Origin of the sequence: Intrasporangium chromatireducens Q5-1 (genome assembly GCF_000576575.1) — a bacterium.
GTDB classification, from domain to species: Bacteria; Actinomycetota; Actinomycetes; order Actinomycetales; family Dermatophilaceae; genus Intrasporangium_A; species Intrasporangium_A chromatireducens.
In genome coordinates, this window is sequence record NZ_AWQS01000109.1 from 1 (window position 1) to 13,564 (window position 13,564).

Annotated in this window: 14 protein-coding genes; 11 read left to right on the forward strand and 3 right to left on the reverse strand. The window is 71.0% G+C overall.

The genetic code is table 11. The features are described from left to right. The 4 genes from N864_RS13125 to N864_RS13140 all read left to right on the forward strand — a co-directional run. A partial coding sequence (locus tag N864_RS13125; protein WP_338033641.1) for a DUF3046 domain-containing protein occupies positions 1-340 on the forward strand: 340 nt, incomplete at its 5' end. Beyond that, positions 337-882, forward strand: coding sequence for an O-acetyl-ADP-ribose deacetylase (locus tag N864_RS13130; protein ID WP_205620941.1), 546 nt, complete (start codon positions 337-339; stop codon positions 880-882). The genes N864_RS13125 and N864_RS13130, both read left to right, overlap by 4 nt. 240 nt (positions 883-1,122) lie before the next feature. After that, complete coding sequence (gene recA / locus N864_RS13135; RefSeq protein ID WP_034717465.1) at positions 1,123-2,166, forward strand: recombinase RecA; 1,044 nt, start codon at positions 1,123-1,125, stop codon at positions 2,164-2,166. 11 nt (positions 2,167-2,177) lie between these two features. Further along, positions 2,178-2,825: a regulatory protein RecX gene (locus N864_RS13140; protein ID WP_081793798.1), complete on the forward strand. Its 648-nt coding sequence runs from the start codon at positions 2,178-2,180 to the stop codon at positions 2,823-2,825. Positions 2,826-2,958: 133 nt separating this feature from the next. On the opposite strand, the gene N864_RS13145 is transcribed toward N864_RS13140, so the two are convergent. Then, positions 2,959-3,564 (reverse strand): YceI family protein, encoded by a 606-nt coding sequence (locus N864_RS13145; RefSeq protein ID WP_034717467.1) that lies wholly within the window; start codon positions 3,562-3,564, stop codon positions 2,959-2,961. Positions 3,565-3,675: 111 nt separating this feature from the next. Between N864_RS13145 and miaB the strand changes: the two genes are divergently transcribed. The 5 genes from miaB to N864_RS13170 are packed head-to-tail and all read left to right on the forward strand — an operon-like array spanning position 3,676 to position 8,259. Next, complete coding sequence (gene miaB / locus N864_RS13150) at positions 3,676-5,208, forward strand: tRNA (N6-isopentenyl adenosine(37)-C2)-methylthiotransferase MiaB (protein WP_034717469.1); 1,533 nt, start codon at positions 3,676-3,678, stop codon at positions 5,206-5,208. A gap of 51 nt (positions 5,209-5,259) precedes the next feature. Next, the gene (def, locus tag N864_RS13155; RefSeq protein ID WP_034717471.1) at positions 5,260-5,853 is read left to right on the forward strand and encodes a peptide deformylase; all 594 of its coding nucleotides are present in this window, start codon (positions 5,260-5,262) and stop codon (positions 5,851-5,853) included. 2 nt (positions 5,854-5,855) lie between these two features. Then, entirely contained in the window at positions 5,856-6,830 is a 975-nt protein-coding gene (gene miaA / locus N864_RS13160; protein WP_205620942.1) for a tRNA (adenosine(37)-N6)-dimethylallyltransferase MiaA, read from the forward strand. Continuing rightward, entirely contained in the window at positions 6,827-7,678 is an 852-nt protein-coding gene (gene dapF / locus N864_RS13165) for a diaminopimelate epimerase (RefSeq protein ID WP_034717486.1), read from the forward strand. Before miaA ends, dapF begins: the two co-directional genes overlap by 4 nt. Beyond that, positions 7,675-8,259 carry a GNAT family N-acetyltransferase gene (locus N864_RS13170; protein WP_051518547.1) on the forward strand — a complete coding sequence of 195 codons (585 nt, stop codon included), beginning with the start codon at positions 7,675-7,677 and terminating at the stop codon, positions 8,257-8,259. Before dapF ends, N864_RS13170 begins: the two co-directional genes overlap by 4 nt. A gap of 54 nt (positions 8,260-8,313) precedes the next feature. Here the strand turns inward: N864_RS13170 and N864_RS13175 are convergent, their stop codons facing one another. Then, positions 8,314-8,925 carry a class I SAM-dependent methyltransferase gene (locus N864_RS13175; RefSeq protein ID WP_034717473.1) on the reverse strand — a complete coding sequence of 204 codons (612 nt, stop codon included), beginning with the start codon at positions 8,923-8,925 and terminating at the stop codon, positions 8,314-8,316. A 232-nt stretch (positions 8,926-9,157) separates the two neighbouring features. Between N864_RS13175 and hflX the strand changes: the two genes are divergently transcribed. Both hflX and N864_RS13185 read left to right on the forward strand, forming a co-directional pair. Then, positions 9,158-10,621 carry a GTPase HflX gene (gene hflX / locus N864_RS13180; RefSeq protein ID WP_034717475.1) on the forward strand — a complete coding sequence of 488 codons (1,464 nt, stop codon included), beginning with the start codon at positions 9,158-9,160 and terminating at the stop codon, positions 10,619-10,621. A 10-nt stretch (positions 10,622-10,631) separates the two neighbouring features. After that, positions 10,632-11,726, forward strand: a complete 1,095-nt coding sequence (locus tag N864_RS13185) for a GNAT family N-acetyltransferase (protein WP_240474318.1) — start codon at positions 10,632-10,634, stop codon at positions 11,724-11,726. Between the two features lie 42 nt (positions 11,727-11,768). Here N864_RS13185 and N864_RS13190 read toward each other — a convergent pair whose 3' ends face one another. After that, positions 11,769-13,475 carry a formate--tetrahydrofolate ligase gene (locus N864_RS13190; RefSeq protein WP_034717477.1) on the reverse strand — a complete coding sequence of 569 codons (1,707 nt, stop codon included), beginning with the start codon at positions 13,473-13,475 and terminating at the stop codon, positions 11,769-11,771. Positions 13,476-13,564: the final 89 nt, after the last annotated feature.

A 13,564-nucleotide genomic window follows, 5' to 3' on the forward strand; every position in this document is an offset into this window, starting at 1 on the left:
CCCGGGGCTCGCTGGCGCCCGGGGCCGGGGGCGCGGCCCGTCCGGGGGCGGGTCGCCCGGCGGAACCGGCACGGCGTGGCAGACTCGAACGGTGCGGATGAGCCACTTCTGGACCTTGATGCGGGACGAGTTCGGGGAGAGGTACGCCGACTCCCTGGCCCGCGACCACGTCCTCGGCGCCCTGGGCAACCGGACGGTCCGCCAGGCGCTCGAGGACGGGCTGCCACCCCGCACGGTGTGGGAGGCCCTCTGCGAGGACATGGACGTACCTGAGTCCCGACGGCTCGGGCGGGACATTCGCGAAGCACGCGGCGGCCACGGTGGTCAGGTGGGCTCGTGAGCGGGCCAGCAGCCGCGACCGGCGGAGGCCGCTTCGCGGGGATCACGTTGCACCGCGGCGACATCACGACGGACGCCTCGGTCGACGCGATCGTCAACGCGGCCAACGAGTCGCTCCTCGGCGGCGGCGGGGTCGACGGCGCCATCCACCGGGCGGCCGGCCCGCAGTTGCTCGAGGAGTGCCGGCGCCTCGGCGGCTGCCGCACCGGGGACGCGAAGATCACGGGCGCCGGGTGGCTCCCGGTCTCGTACGTCATCCACACGGTCGGTCCCATCTGGCGCGGCGGGACGGCAGGGGAGCGGGACCTGCTCGCGTCCTGCTACCTGCGCTCCGTGGAGGTGGCGGCGCGACACGACTGCGCTCGGCTCGCCTTTCCGGCCGTGTCGTGCGGCGTCTACGGCTACCCGCTCGAGGAGGGTGCCGAGGTGGCGCTCACGACCGTGGCGGAGGCGATGGCGCGCTTCCCGACCGTCGGGCAGGCGCGTTTCTGGCTCTTCTCCGAGGCGACGTATGCCGCGTTCGCCCAGGTGCTCGAGGGCTGAGCAGGACGGAGACCGACCGCTACGGCGTGTCGTGCCACACCTCCCCGACGTCGAACACGTGTTCGGTACTGTGGTCCACAAGGTCGATCATCGGAAGAGCACCGTCCACAGGCCGTCTCGTGGAGCAACCCGGTGTCGGTGGTCGGACCTAACGTCTGACTCGACAGCGCACGACACGAGCCGTTCGCCGGAGGGTCGCAGGTAGACGACCGCTCCAGGGACGGCAGACAGGTGACCGACATGGCAACGGCACAGGACAAGGACAAGGCCCTCTCCACGGTGATGGGCCAGATCGAGAAGAGCTACGGCAAGGGCGCGGTGATGCGGCTCGGCGACGACGTCCGGCCGCCCATCGAGGTCATCCCCACCGGCTCGATCTCGCTCGATGTCGCGCTCGGCATCGGTGGGCTGCCGCGCGGCCGCGTCGTCGAGATCTACGGCCCGGAGTCGTCGGGCAAGACGACGGTCGCCCTGCACGCGGTCGCCAACGCGCAGCGCGGCGGCGGCATCGCGGCCTTCATCGACGCGGAGCACGCGCTCGACCCCGAATACGCCAAGAAGCTCGGCGTCGACACGGACGGCCTGCTCGTCTCCCAGCCCGACACGGGGGAGCAGGCCCTCGAGATCGCCGACATGCTGATCCGTTCCGGCGCCCTCGACATCATCGTCATCGACTCGGTCGCAGCGCTCGTGCCCCGGGCGGAGATCGAGGGCGAGATGGGCGACAGCCACGTCGGTCTGCAGGCCCGCCTCATGAGCCAGGCGCTGCGCAAGCTGACCGGCGCGCTCAACAACACGGGCACGACCGCGATCTTCATCAACCAGCTGCGCGAGAAGATCGGCGTGATGTTCGGCTCGCCCGAGACGACGACGGGCGGCAAGGCGCTGAAGTTCTACGCTTCAGTTCGTCTCGACGTGCGTCGGATCGAGACGCTCAAGGACGGCACCGAGCCGGTCGGCAACCGCACCCGGGTCAAGGTCGTCAAGAACAAGGTCTCCCCGCCGTTCAAGCAAGCCGAGTTCGACATCCTCTACGGGCAGGGCATCTCCCGTGAGGGCGGCCTCATCGACATGGGCGTCGAGCACGGCTTCATCCGCAAGGCCGGCGCTTGGTACACCTACGAGGGAGACCAGCTCGGACAGGGCAAGGAGAACGCCCGCAACTTCCTCAAGGACAACCCTGACCTTGCGGACGAGATCGAGAAGAAGGTCAAGGAGAAACTCGGCGTCGGTCCGCGCATCGACCAGCCGGCCGACGGCGCGGACGTGCCCGTCGAGTTCTGAGCTGACGGCTCATGGGTGAGTCGCCCCAAGACCTGAGCCGGGACGACAGGCTGGCCCGCGCCGCGGCCGCCCTCGCTGAAGCCGAGGGACTGGCCGGGGTGCGGGCTGGCGACGCCCGTCCCGCGCCGAGCCCCCCGCCGCCACCTCCGGACGACCCGCAGTCCGTCACCCCGGACGCCGATCCGGATGCGGTGGCCCGGGCGATCGTGCTGCGGCAGCTGAGCATGGCGCCTCGCAGCCGGGCGCAGCTGGAGAAGAAGCTGCGCCAGCGCGGCTGTGACGACGCGGTGGCCCAGCGGGTCCTCGACCGGATGACCGACGTGGGGCTCGTCGACGACGAGGCCTACGCCGAGATGCTCGTCCGCTCGAAGCAGTCGACGAAGGGGCTGGCCCGGCGGGCGCTGGCCCACGAGCTGCGCCAGCAGGGGATCGCCCAGGACATCGCCGACGACGCGTTGGACGACATCGGTGTCGAGGACGAGCGTGCCAAGGCCGAGGAGCTCGTGGCGAAGAAGCTGCGGACGATGCACGGACTGGAGCCGGACGTGCAGGCGCGGCGCCTGGCCGGCCTGCTGGCCCGCAAGGGCTACTCGGGCGAGGTCGCCTGGCCGGTCATCCGCGAGGCGGTCAACAACGCCAGCGAGCACCGCAGGGACTGACGAGCGGCAGCACGGTCAGCGGCATACGGGCGGCCCACGAGGGTCTGCGGCACTCGGACGTGTCGCGTGCGCAGACCACGAAGGGGGTGAGGACCACTGGTCCTCACCCCCTTCGGGTGTGCTTCGGTCCTGCTCAGGCCTGGGACGGGACCTGCGCGATCGCCGACACATCGAACTCGAGCTTGATCTTGTCGCTGACGAGGACGCCACCGGTCTCGAGCGAAGCGTTGAAGGTCAGGCCCCAGTCGGTACGGTCGATGGTGGTGCCACCCTCGAAGCCGACGCGGATGTTGCCGTAGGGGTCCTTGGCCGAACCGGTCTCCTCGAACTCGATGGTGACGGGCTTGGTCACGGCGTTGATGGTGAGGTCACCGGTGATGGCCCAGTCGGCGCCGTCACGCTCGACGTCGGTGGACACGAAGGTGATCTCCGGGTAGTTCTCGATGTCGAAGAAGTCCGGCGTCTTGAGGTGGCCGTCGCGCTGCTCGACGCCGGTCGTGACGCTGGCGGCCTTGATGACGACCTTGACGGACGAGTTGGCCGGGGTGACGGTGTCGATGTGCGCGGTGCCCTCGAACTCGTCGAACTGGCCCCGGACCTTCGTCACCATGGCGTGACGGGCGGAGAAGCCGATCCGGGTGTGTGTCGGGTCGAGCACGTAGTCACCGGCGACGTCGGCAACGGCGGTCGAGGTCTCGACGGGGGTCTCGGCGACGGGCTTGCGGTTGAAGAGTCCCATGTTGAAGTCCTTTGTGGTAGTCGATTGAACTTTCAACATCGATACTGCCACTCGATGGTTGAACTGTCAAGTTCTAGGGTCGGGCCGTGACGCCGTACCCTTGACGGTGCCATGACGACGCAGAAGACCTATGACGTGCGCACGCACGGTTGCCAGATGAACGTCCACGACAGTGAGCGCCTCGCTGGCCTGCTCGAGACCGCCGGCTACGTCGACCTCGCCAGCCTGCCCGAGGGCGACCGGCCCGACGTGGCGGACGTCGTCGTGTTCAACACGTGCGCGGTCCGCGAGAACGCTGATAACAAGCTCTACGGCAACCTCGGCCAGCTGCGGCCGGCCAAGGTGAAGAACCCCGACATGCAGATCGCGGTGGGCGGGTGCATGGCGCAGAAGGACCGCGGCCTGATCGTCGAGCGGGCCCCTTGGGTCGACGTCGTCTTCGGCACGCACAACATCGGGTCGCTGCCGGCGCTGCTCGACCGGGCGCGCCACAACAAGCGCGCCGAGGTCGAGATCAAGGAGAGCCTGGAGGTCTTCCCCTCGACCCTGCCGACGCGCCGGGACTCGGCGTACAGCGGGTGGGTCTCCATCTCCGTCGGCTGCAACAACACCTGCACGTTCTGCATCGTCCCCAGCCTGCGCGGCAAGGAGCAGGACCGCCGGCCCGGCGAGATCCTGGCCGAGATCGAGGCGCTCGTTGCCCAGGGTGTCGTCGAGGTCACGCTGCTCGGCCAGAACGTCAACACGTACGGCGTCGAGTTCGGCGACCGCCTCGCCTTCGGCAAGCTGCTGCGCGCGTGCGGCGACATCGACGGCCTCGAGCGCGTCCGCTTCACCAGCCCCCACCCGGCTGCCTTCACCGAGGACGTCATCCTCGCCATGGCCGAGACGCCGAACGTCATGCCGAGCCTGCACATGCCGCTCCAGTCCGGGTCGGACCGGGTCCTCAAGGCGATGCGGCGGTCCTACCGCAGCGCGAAGTTCCTGCGGATCCTCGACCAGGTGCGCGAGCACATCCCTGACGCGGCCATCACGACGGACATCATCGTCGGCTTCCCCGGCGAGACCGAGGAGGACTTCCGGGGCACGCTCGAGGTCGTGCGCGAGGCTCGGTTCTCCAGCGCGTTCACCTTCCAGTACTCCATCCGTCCCGGCACCCCGGCGGCGACGATGGACGGTCAGGTGCCCAAGGAGGTGGTCCAGGACCGCTTCGACCGGCTCATCGCCCTCCAGGAGGAGGTCAGCTGGGCCGAGAACCGCGCGCTCGAGGGTCGCGAGGTCGAGGTCCTCGTCGCACCGACTGAGGGCCGCAAGGACGCCGAGACCCGCCGCCTGTCCGGGCGCGCCCGGGACAACCGGCTCGTCCACTTCGCGGTGCCCGAGGGCGCGGAGGTCCCGCGGCCCGGCGACTTCGTCACCGTGGCCGTCACGTATGGCGCGCCCCACCACCTCGTCGCCGACTCGGGTGTCGCCGGGGGTCGGTATGCCGTTCGGCGCAGCCGGGGCGGTGACGCGTGGGCCGCGCTCCAGGACGGCCCCAACTCGTCGGGCAAGCCGGCGGTGAGCCTCGGCATGCCGTCGATCGGTGCCCCGGTGCCGTCAGTGCGGTCCGAGGCGCCGGCTTGCCACGTCGCGGCCCCCTGAGCAACCCGAGGGTTTTGGGCGGCCCGCCTCGTGCGTGCTTGGATTGCGCGCATGGCCGTTCGCCCCATCGTCATCACCGGTGAGCCCGTGCTCCATCGGACCGCCGCGCACGTGACCGACTTCGACGACGACCTGCACCGCCTCGTCAGCGACATGCACGAGACCAACGAGGCGGCGAACGGTGTCGGCCTCGCCGCCCCTCAGATCGGTGTCGGGCTGCGAGTCTTCGTCTGGAAGATGGAGAACCACGACGGGGTCCCCCCCGAGGGGCACATCATCAACCCGATCGTCACCACGTCGCGGGTCCCGCAGGAGCGGCCGGACCCGCACGAGGACAGCGAGGGCTGCCTCTCCGTGCCCGGCGAGTCGTTCCCCCTCAAGCGGGCCGAGCGGGCTCACGTTGTCGGCGTGGACCTGGACCAGAAGCCGGTCGAGTTCGATGCGACGGGCTGGTTCGCCCGCTGCATGCAGCACGAGTACGACCACCTCAACGGCACGCTCTATGTCGACCGTCTCGACGACCGCTATGCGAAGAAGGCACGCAAGGCGGTCAAGCGCAACGGCTGGGGCGGCCCGGGACACACGTGGCTGCCGGGTGTCGACCCCGACCCCTTCGGGCACGACGCGCCCGCCCAGGTCGAGTGACCATCCCGGTCGTCGCGATCGTCGGCGCCACCGCCACCGGCAAGTCCGACCTGGGGCTCGCGCTCGCCGAACGGCTCGACGGCGAGGTCGTCAACGCCGACGCCATGCAGCTCTACCGAGGCATGGACGTGGGCACCGCGAAACTGCCCGTGCCCGAGCGCCGCGGCATCCCGCACCACCAGCTGGACGTGCTCGACGTCACCGAGGAGGCGAGCGTCGCGGCGTACCAGGGTGCGGCTCGAGCCGACATCGACGCGATCCGCGCGCGGGGTCGGGCGCCGATCCTCGTCGGCGGCTCCGGGCTCTATGTGCGGGCCGCGCTCGACCGGCTCGACATTCCCCCGACCGATGCCGCACTGCGCGCGGCGCTGGAGCGCGAGGCCGCTTCCCACGGCACGGCCCCCCTATTCGACCGCCTCCGGGGCCTCGACCCCCAGGCCGCCGACCGCATCCAGCCGAACAACACCCGCCGCATCGTTCGCGCACTCGAGGTGATCGAGTTGACCGGGCGTCCGTTCAGCGCCTCGCTGCCGAAGCGCGAGTTCGCGTCGCCAGCAGTCCTGCTCGGCCTGTCCGTCGACCGGGCGGTTCTTGACGAACGGATCGCGGCGCGTGCTGCCCGGATGTTCACCGGCGGCCTCCTCGACGAGGTCCGGGAGCTGCTGGGCCACGGGCTGCGTGACGGCTTCACCGCGAGCCGGGCGATCGGCTACGCCCAGGCGATCGCGGTCCTCGACGGGCAGAGCACGGTCGAGGAGGCCGTCGCGAGCACGACCCGAGCCACGCGCCGGTTCGCCCGGCGGCAGGAGTCGTGGTTCCGGCCCGACCCGCGGACCACCTGGCTCCCGGCCGATCGGCTCGGTCCGGATGCCCTCGTAGCGGCAGCCCTCGCCGCTCTCGCGAGCGCCACCACCCGGGGGACCGCGCCGGACAGCGCGAAGCCGGGTGAGCGGCATACCCGAGAATGGACGCCATGACGCGCTTCACGAAGGGCCACGGCACCGAGAACGACTTCGTCCTCGTGCCCGACCTCGACGGCACGATCGAGCTGACGCCCGCGCAGGTGCAGCGGCTCGCAGACCGGCGCGCCGGTCTGGGTGGCGACGGTGTGATCCGTGTCGTGCCAACCCGGTTCGCGACAGAGGACAGCGTGCGCGAGCAGGCCGACCGCGCCGCATGGTTCATGGACTACCGCAACGCGGACGGCTCGCTCGCCGAGATGTGCGGCAACGGCACGCGTGTCTTCGCGGCCTATCTGGTGCGCGAGGGCCTCGTCACCGGGGACCGGGTCGACATTGCGACCCGAGCTGGGGTCAAGTCGATCCGGGTCACGCCCGAGGGCTTCGCCGTCGACCTGGGGCCGTGGCGGCTGGTGGACGAGGAGGGGGCCCGGCGCGACGGCTTCGACATGATGGTCCGGCCACGCCACGGCAAGCCCGTCCCGGCCCTCTCGCTCGACCTCGGCAACCCGCACGCGGTCGTGATGCTCCCTGAGGGCATCGAGCTGGCGGCCCTCGACCTCATGGAGGCGCCCGAGACCCAGCCGGTCCGGCCCGACGGCGTCAACGTCGAGTTCGTCCGACCGCTGGGACCCGGCCACATCGAGATGCGCGTGCACGAACGCGGGGTGGGGGAGACGCGGTCGTGCGGCACCGGCGCGGCGGCGGCGGCGCTCGCTACCCGCTTCTGGTCGGGGGTCGAGGACGACCGCCCCTGGCGCGTCGACGTCCCCGGCGGCCGGCTCACCGTCACCCCGCTGCCCGGAGGCCGGGTCGAGCTCGCCGGCCCCGCGGCACTCGTCGCCGACGGCGATTTCCCCCTGTGACGCAACGCTTCCCGGAGGTCGTCCTAGCGGGCGACGGGTTCGTTCTGCGTCCCCTCGCCCAGCTCGACGTCGAGGACATCACCGCGGCCTGCAACGACGCGGCAACGCTCGAGTGGTTACCCCTGCCGCGTCCCTATCGGCGTGAGCACGCGGAGGGCTTCGTCGACGTAATCGCACGCGACGCGCGGGAGTCAGGGCGCGGGGTCGTCTTCGCCATCGACGTCAGCGGTCGGCTTCACGGGTGCATCGACCTCAAGGCGACGGACTGGCGGGCCGGAACGACGGAAGTCGGCTACTGGGTTGCGCCATGGGGGCGCGGCCAGCGTCTCGCCGGTCGTGCCACGCGGCTGCTCGCGGAGTGGGCCCTGCGTGGCCAAGGGCTCGAACGCGTCGTCCTGCGCGCGGCGACCGGCAACCTCGCCTCTCAACGCAGCGCGGAGTCGGCCGGCTTCGTACGCGAGGGAGTCGCGCGCAACGCCGGCTTGGTGCACGGCGGTCGGGTCGACCGCGTCGTCTACTCGCTCGTGCGGGATGACCTTCAGTGGTCCGTATGCCGCTCACCGGGTCGCGCAGGCACCTGAGCCTCTCCTCGTCTCACTGTCGACAGGAGCCCACACTGCGGGTCGCGCACCGGGTCAGGAGTGGCGGATCTCGAGGATCCGGAAGGCTTTCGACGAGGACAGCCGGCTGCACGTCAGGGCCCAGTCCTGCGCGTTGATCCACTTCTGCAGTGAGTCGGAGCCCAGGTGCTTCTGCACCACGAGGTGGGCCCGACCGTCGGGGGACAGGCGCGGGAGCCATTGCTCGAGGAGGGCGTGCAGGGCCGGCTTACCGACGTGGATCGGGGGGTTCGACCAGATCGTCTCGAATCGCACCTCAGCCGGGACGTCCTCGGGCTCGCAGAAGGTGAGGTTGTGCAGCCCTGCTGCGGCGGCGTTGAGCCGAGCCAGGTCGAGGGCGCGCCGGTTGACGTCGACGCCCCAGACGCGGGCCTGGGGGGACCGGAGTGCCAGCGTGAGCGCGATCGGCCCCCAGCCACAACCGATGTCGAGCAGGTCACCACTCGGACTCGGGTGGGGGGCACCGCGAAGGAGGACGGCCGTTCCGGGGTCGAGCCGGTCGGGGGAGTAGACGCCGTTGGCGGTCGTGAGGGTGAGGTCGCGGCCGTCGAGGGTGACGTGGACCTGCCGTCTCTCCTCGGGAGTGGCCGGCTCGCGGCTGAAGTAGTGGTCCGGCTGCTCGCTCATCAGAAGCCCACGCTAGCGGTCCGCCGCACCCGTCCACCGCCACACCTCTGCGCTCACCGAACGCGGCGGTACTTGGCGAACGGGCCGGTGTACCACCCATTTCAGCCTCGAACACAGCGTTCGCGGGGTAAGGGGAGGGCAGGAGGGGGGGGCTGAGTGGCAGCCCCACGTGGTCGCACGGGGCACAAATCGGTGGCTACCGGTGTTGTGCACATGGGACCCTGAGGAGAACATGACGAACCAGCACCTGACCAGCAGCGACCTGTTCGCCACCCGCGCCGAAGCACTTGCCGAGGACGCGCTGGAAGCAAGCACAGCGACATACGACTATGACGGCGAACAGCTCGAGCGCGAGGAACGTGCCGCGCTCCGCCGGGTCGGCGGCCTGTCGACCGAGCTCGAGGACATCACCGAGGTCGAGTACCGGCAGCTGCGGCTCGAGCGGGTCGTCCTCGCGGGCGTCTGGTCCGAGGGGACGCTCGAGGACGCGGAGAACTCGCTGCGCGAGCTCGCGGCCCTCGCCGAGACCGCCGGCTCGACGGTCCTCGAGGGCGTCGTGCAGCGTCGCCAGCGGCCGGACCCGGCGACCTACCTCGGCAAGGGCAAGGCGCAGGAGCTGCGCGACATCGTCCTCGCGGGAGGCGCCGACACCGTGATCTGCGACGGCGAGCTCGCGCCGAGCCAGCGGCGCGCGCTCGAGGACGTCGTCAAGGTCAAGGTCATCGACCGCACCGCACTGATCCTCGACATCTTCGCCCAGCACGCGAAGAGCCGGGAGGGCAAGGCGCAGGTCGAGCTGGCCCAGCTGCAGTACCTGCTGCCGCGCCTGCGTGGTTGGGGTGACTCGATGTCCCGGCAGGCCGGTGGTCGGGTCGCCGGTGGTGAGGGCATCGGCTCGCGTGGCCCCGGTGAGACGAAGATCGAGCTCGACCGGCGCCGCATCAACACCAAGATCGCCAAGTTGCGTCGCGACATCAAGGCGATGAAGACCGTCCGCGACACGAAGCGCCACGGGCGCCGGGCCGTCGGCGTGCCGAGCGTGGCCATCGCCGGCTACACCAATGCCGGGAAGAGCTCCCTGCTCAACCGGCTGACGGGCGCCGGCGTGCTCGTGCAGAACCAGCTCTTCGCCACCCTCGACCCGACGGTGCGCCGGGCGGAGACGCCGGACGGCCGGCTGTACACGCTCTCGGACACGGTCGGCTTCGTGCGCAGCCTGCCCCACCAGCTCGTCGAGGCGTTCCGGTCGACGCTCGAGGAGGTCGGTGACGCCGACCTGCTCCTGCACGTGGTCGACGGCTCGCACCCCGACCCGGAGGGGCAGATCTCGGCCGTGCGTGAGGTGCTCGCCGACGTCGGGGGTGACTCCATCAAGGAGGTCATCGTCGTCAACAAGGCCGACATCGCCGACCCGGAGGTGCTCGACCGGATCCGCCGGCACGAGAAGCACTCCATCGCCGTGTCGGCCCGGACCGGTGCCGGCATCGAGGAGCTGCGCGAGCTGATCGCCGCCGAGCTGCCGAAGCCCGACATCGAGGTCGACGTCCTCGTGCCGTACGACCGGGGCGACCTCGTCTCGCGGCTGCACGAGGAGGCGGAGATCCTCGAGAGCGAGCACGTCGCGGATGGCACTCGGGTCCGCGCGAAGGTGACCCCGGCGATCGAGGCGGACCTGTCAGAGTATGTGGTCGCCTGACCCAGGCCAGGTGGCCGCGAGCGAGGGACGAGCGCCGGGCGTCGACGACGTGTGGCTGACGACGTCCCGGCTCGTCCTGCGCCGCCCCCGCGCGGACGACCTCGACGACTACATCCGGCTGCACACCGACCCGCGCACCTATCGGCACAAGCCCGCGTCCATGCCGAGCCCCGCGCGGTGCGAGGAGCGTCTGGCCCATGACCTCGCCTCCTGGCAGGGCGAGGGGGTCGGGTATGTCGCCGTGCAGGCTCGCGACTCCGGCCGGGTCATCGGCTGGGCGGGCCTGCGGGTCGAGCGCGACTACGGCCCGGCACACCTCAACCTCTACTTCCGGCTGGGCGCCGAGAGCCACGGCCTCGGGTACGGACGCGAGATCGCCCGCGCGCTCGTCGCGTGGGCGGCCGAGCACCGTCCCGACCTGCCTGTCACGGCGATGGTGGCGCCGGTCAACGCGGCCTCGCTGGCCACCTGCCGGGCCGCCGGCCTGTTCGAGGTCGGCCGCCGCGTCCACCCGCTCTACCCCGACGACGAGCCGGACGTCCTGCTCGCACTTCCCGCGGTCAGAGTCGTCCGCCACCTCGACGAGGAGCTGCGCGAGGAGCTGCTCGACCTGTGGGTCGCGGTCAACGCGAGCGGTGGAGCGGTGGGTTTCGTCGGCTCCGCTCCTCGTCAGCAGGTCGCCGCGCGCCTCGACGCGCACGCCGCCAGCCTGGTTGCCGGCGAGTCGGTCCTGGGGGTCATGCGCGACCCCGATGGGGTGCTGCGTGGCATGGGGTTCTGGCACCGGGTCGACCGGCTGCCGCTGTCCCGCACCGCCACGCTGCTGCGCTGCATGGTCGACCCGAAGGTCCGGGGCCGCAACCTGGGGCGGGTGCTGGTTGCGGGGCTCGTGGCCGTCGTCCGGGCCGAGCTGCCCGACGTCGAGGTGCTGCGGCTCGACTACCGCAGTGGGACGGGCGTGGGCCGGCTCTACGAGTCGTGCGGCTGGAGCGAGGTCGGCCGGATCCCGCGCTCGCTCTGGTTGGGCGGCGACGACTACCGGGACGATGTCGAGATGGCCCGCCGGGTGGACGGCGGGCCGCTCGTGTTCGACGGGCGCCACTGACCCGTCACGTCCCCTCCCGCCGTGACGCACGGTCCGCTCGGCTCAGCTCAGCCCGACGACGCCCCCGTCCTCGGTGAGGTCGATCCGCTCGGCGTTGGGCGAGGTCGGCAGGCCGGGCATCGTGTTCATGTCCCCGCAGATGGCGTAGACGTAGCCCGCGCCGACGGCGGCCCGCACCTCGCGGACCGGCATCCGCCAGCCACGGGGCGCGCCCAGCAGGGTCGGGTCCGAGGACAGCGACAGGTGCGTCTTCGCGATGACGACGGGCAGGTCCCCGAAACCGAGGTCCTCGTACTCGCGCAGTGCCTTGGCCGCGGCGGGTGACAGGTCGATCCCGTCGGCGCCATACACCTGGGTGGCGATGCGCTCGATCTTGTCCGCGAGGGGAAGGTCGAGCGGGTAGAGGAAGTCGAAGTGGCTCTCCTGCTCGCACGCCTCCATGACGACCTCGGCGAGCTCCTCCGCGCCGGCGCCGCCCTCGGCCACGTGGCGCGTCACGGCGCACCGGGCGCCCAGGCGCTCGCAGGCGGCGCGCACCACGTCGTGCTCGCTCGGGTGGTCCTCCGGGAAGGCGTTGATCGCGACCACGGGCTCGATGCCGAACCGGCGGATGATGGCGATGTGCTGCTCGAGGTTCGGGATGCCGGCCTCGACGTCGTCCGGCGACTCCGTCAGCAGGCCCTCCGGCAGCGGCTTGCCCGGCCGGATGCGGAAGCGGCCGGAGTGTGCCTTGAGGGCGCGGACCGTCGCGACGATGACCGCGGCGTCAGGCACGAGGCCGCCCACCCGGCACTTGACGTCGAAGAAGCGCTCCGCGCCCATGTCCGCCCCGAAGCCGGCCTCGGTGACCACGTAGTCGGCACGGCGGATCGCGACGAGGTCGGCCATGACGGACGAGGTGCCCGTCGCGATGTTGCCGAACGGACCGCAGTGGACGATGGCCGGTCCGCCCTCGAGGGTCTGGAGCAGGTTGGGCTTGAGCGCGTCCTTGAGGATCACCGCCATGGCCCCGGCGGCGCCGAGGTCGTCCGCGGTCACGCTCTTGCCGTCGGTCGTGTAGCCGACGACGATCCGGCCCAGGCGGAGCCGCAGGTCCTCGAGGGACGTGGCGAGGGTGAGGAGCACCATGACCTCGCTCGCCGCTGTGATGTCGAAGCCGGTCTCGCGGGGGACACCGTCGGCACGGGCGCCGAGGCCGACGACGACGTGGCGCAGGGCCCGGTCGTTGACGTCGAGGACGCGGCGCCAGGTGATGTTGCGGATGTCGAGGCCGAGGGCGTTGCCGTGGTGCAGGTGGTTGTCGACCATGGCCGCGAGCAGGTTGTGGGCCGCGGTCACGGCATGGAAGTCGCCGGTGAGGTGCAGGTTGAGCCGTTCCATCGGGATGACCTGGCTGTAGCCGCCGCCGGCTGCGCCGCCCTTGATGCCGAACGTCGGCCCCATCGACGGCTGTCGCAGCGTGACGACCGCGCGCTCACCGAGCCGTTGGAGCGCCTGGCCGAGCCCGACGACCGTCGTCGTCTTGCCCTCGCCGAGCGGTGTCGGGGTGATCGCGGTGACGACGACGTACTTGGCCGTATGGTGCTGGGTCGGCTCGTCGAGGACCGCCAGGTCGATCTTGGCGACGTCGCGTCCGTACGGCTCGAGGTGGTTCGGCGAGATGGTGAGGTCGGCGGCGACGTCGTCCATCGGGCGCAGGGTCGCCGCGCGGGCGATGTCGAGGTCAGTGGGCAGAGCAGTGGTGGTCATACCCCTGATCCAACGCCGGTTCCGGGCATCCCGACAGAGGCTTGCCGGCAGTGACTCCAAGATCACGTCGAGAGGCCACCAACCGTCGA

Bases quoted from the DNA above. Each gene is read 5' to 3' on its own strand.
- N864_RS13175 (WP_034717473.1), bottom strand. From the start codon at position 8,925: ATGAGCGAGCAGCCGGACCACTACTTCAGCCGCGAGCCGGCCACTCCC.
- N864_RS13140 (WP_081793798.1), top strand. From the start codon at position 2,178: ATGGGTGAGTCGCCCCAAGACCTGAGCCGGGACGACAGGCTGGCCCGC.
- miaB (WP_034717469.1), top strand. From the start codon at position 3,676: ATGACGACGCAGAAGACCTATGACGTGCGCACGCACGGTTGCCAGATG.
- dapF (WP_034717486.1), top strand. From the start codon at position 6,827: ATGACGCGCTTCACGAAGGGCCACGGCACCGAGAACGACTTCGTCCTC.
- def (WP_034717471.1), top strand. From the start codon at position 5,260: ATGGCCGTTCGCCCCATCGTCATCACCGGTGAGCCCGTGCTCCATCGG.
- recA (WP_034717465.1), top strand. From the start codon at position 1,123: ATGGCAACGGCACAGGACAAGGACAAGGCCCTCTCCACGGTGATGGGC.
- hflX (WP_034717475.1), top strand. From the start codon at position 9,158: ATGACGAACCAGCACCTGACCAGCAGCGACCTGTTCGCCACCCGCGCC.
- N864_RS13145 (WP_034717467.1), bottom strand. From the start codon at position 3,564: ATGGGACTCTTCAACCGCAAGCCCGTCGCCGAGACCCCCGTCGAGACC.
- N864_RS13190 (WP_034717477.1), bottom strand. From the start codon at position 13,475: ATGACCACCACTGCTCTGCCCACTGACCTCGACATCGCCCGCGCGGCG.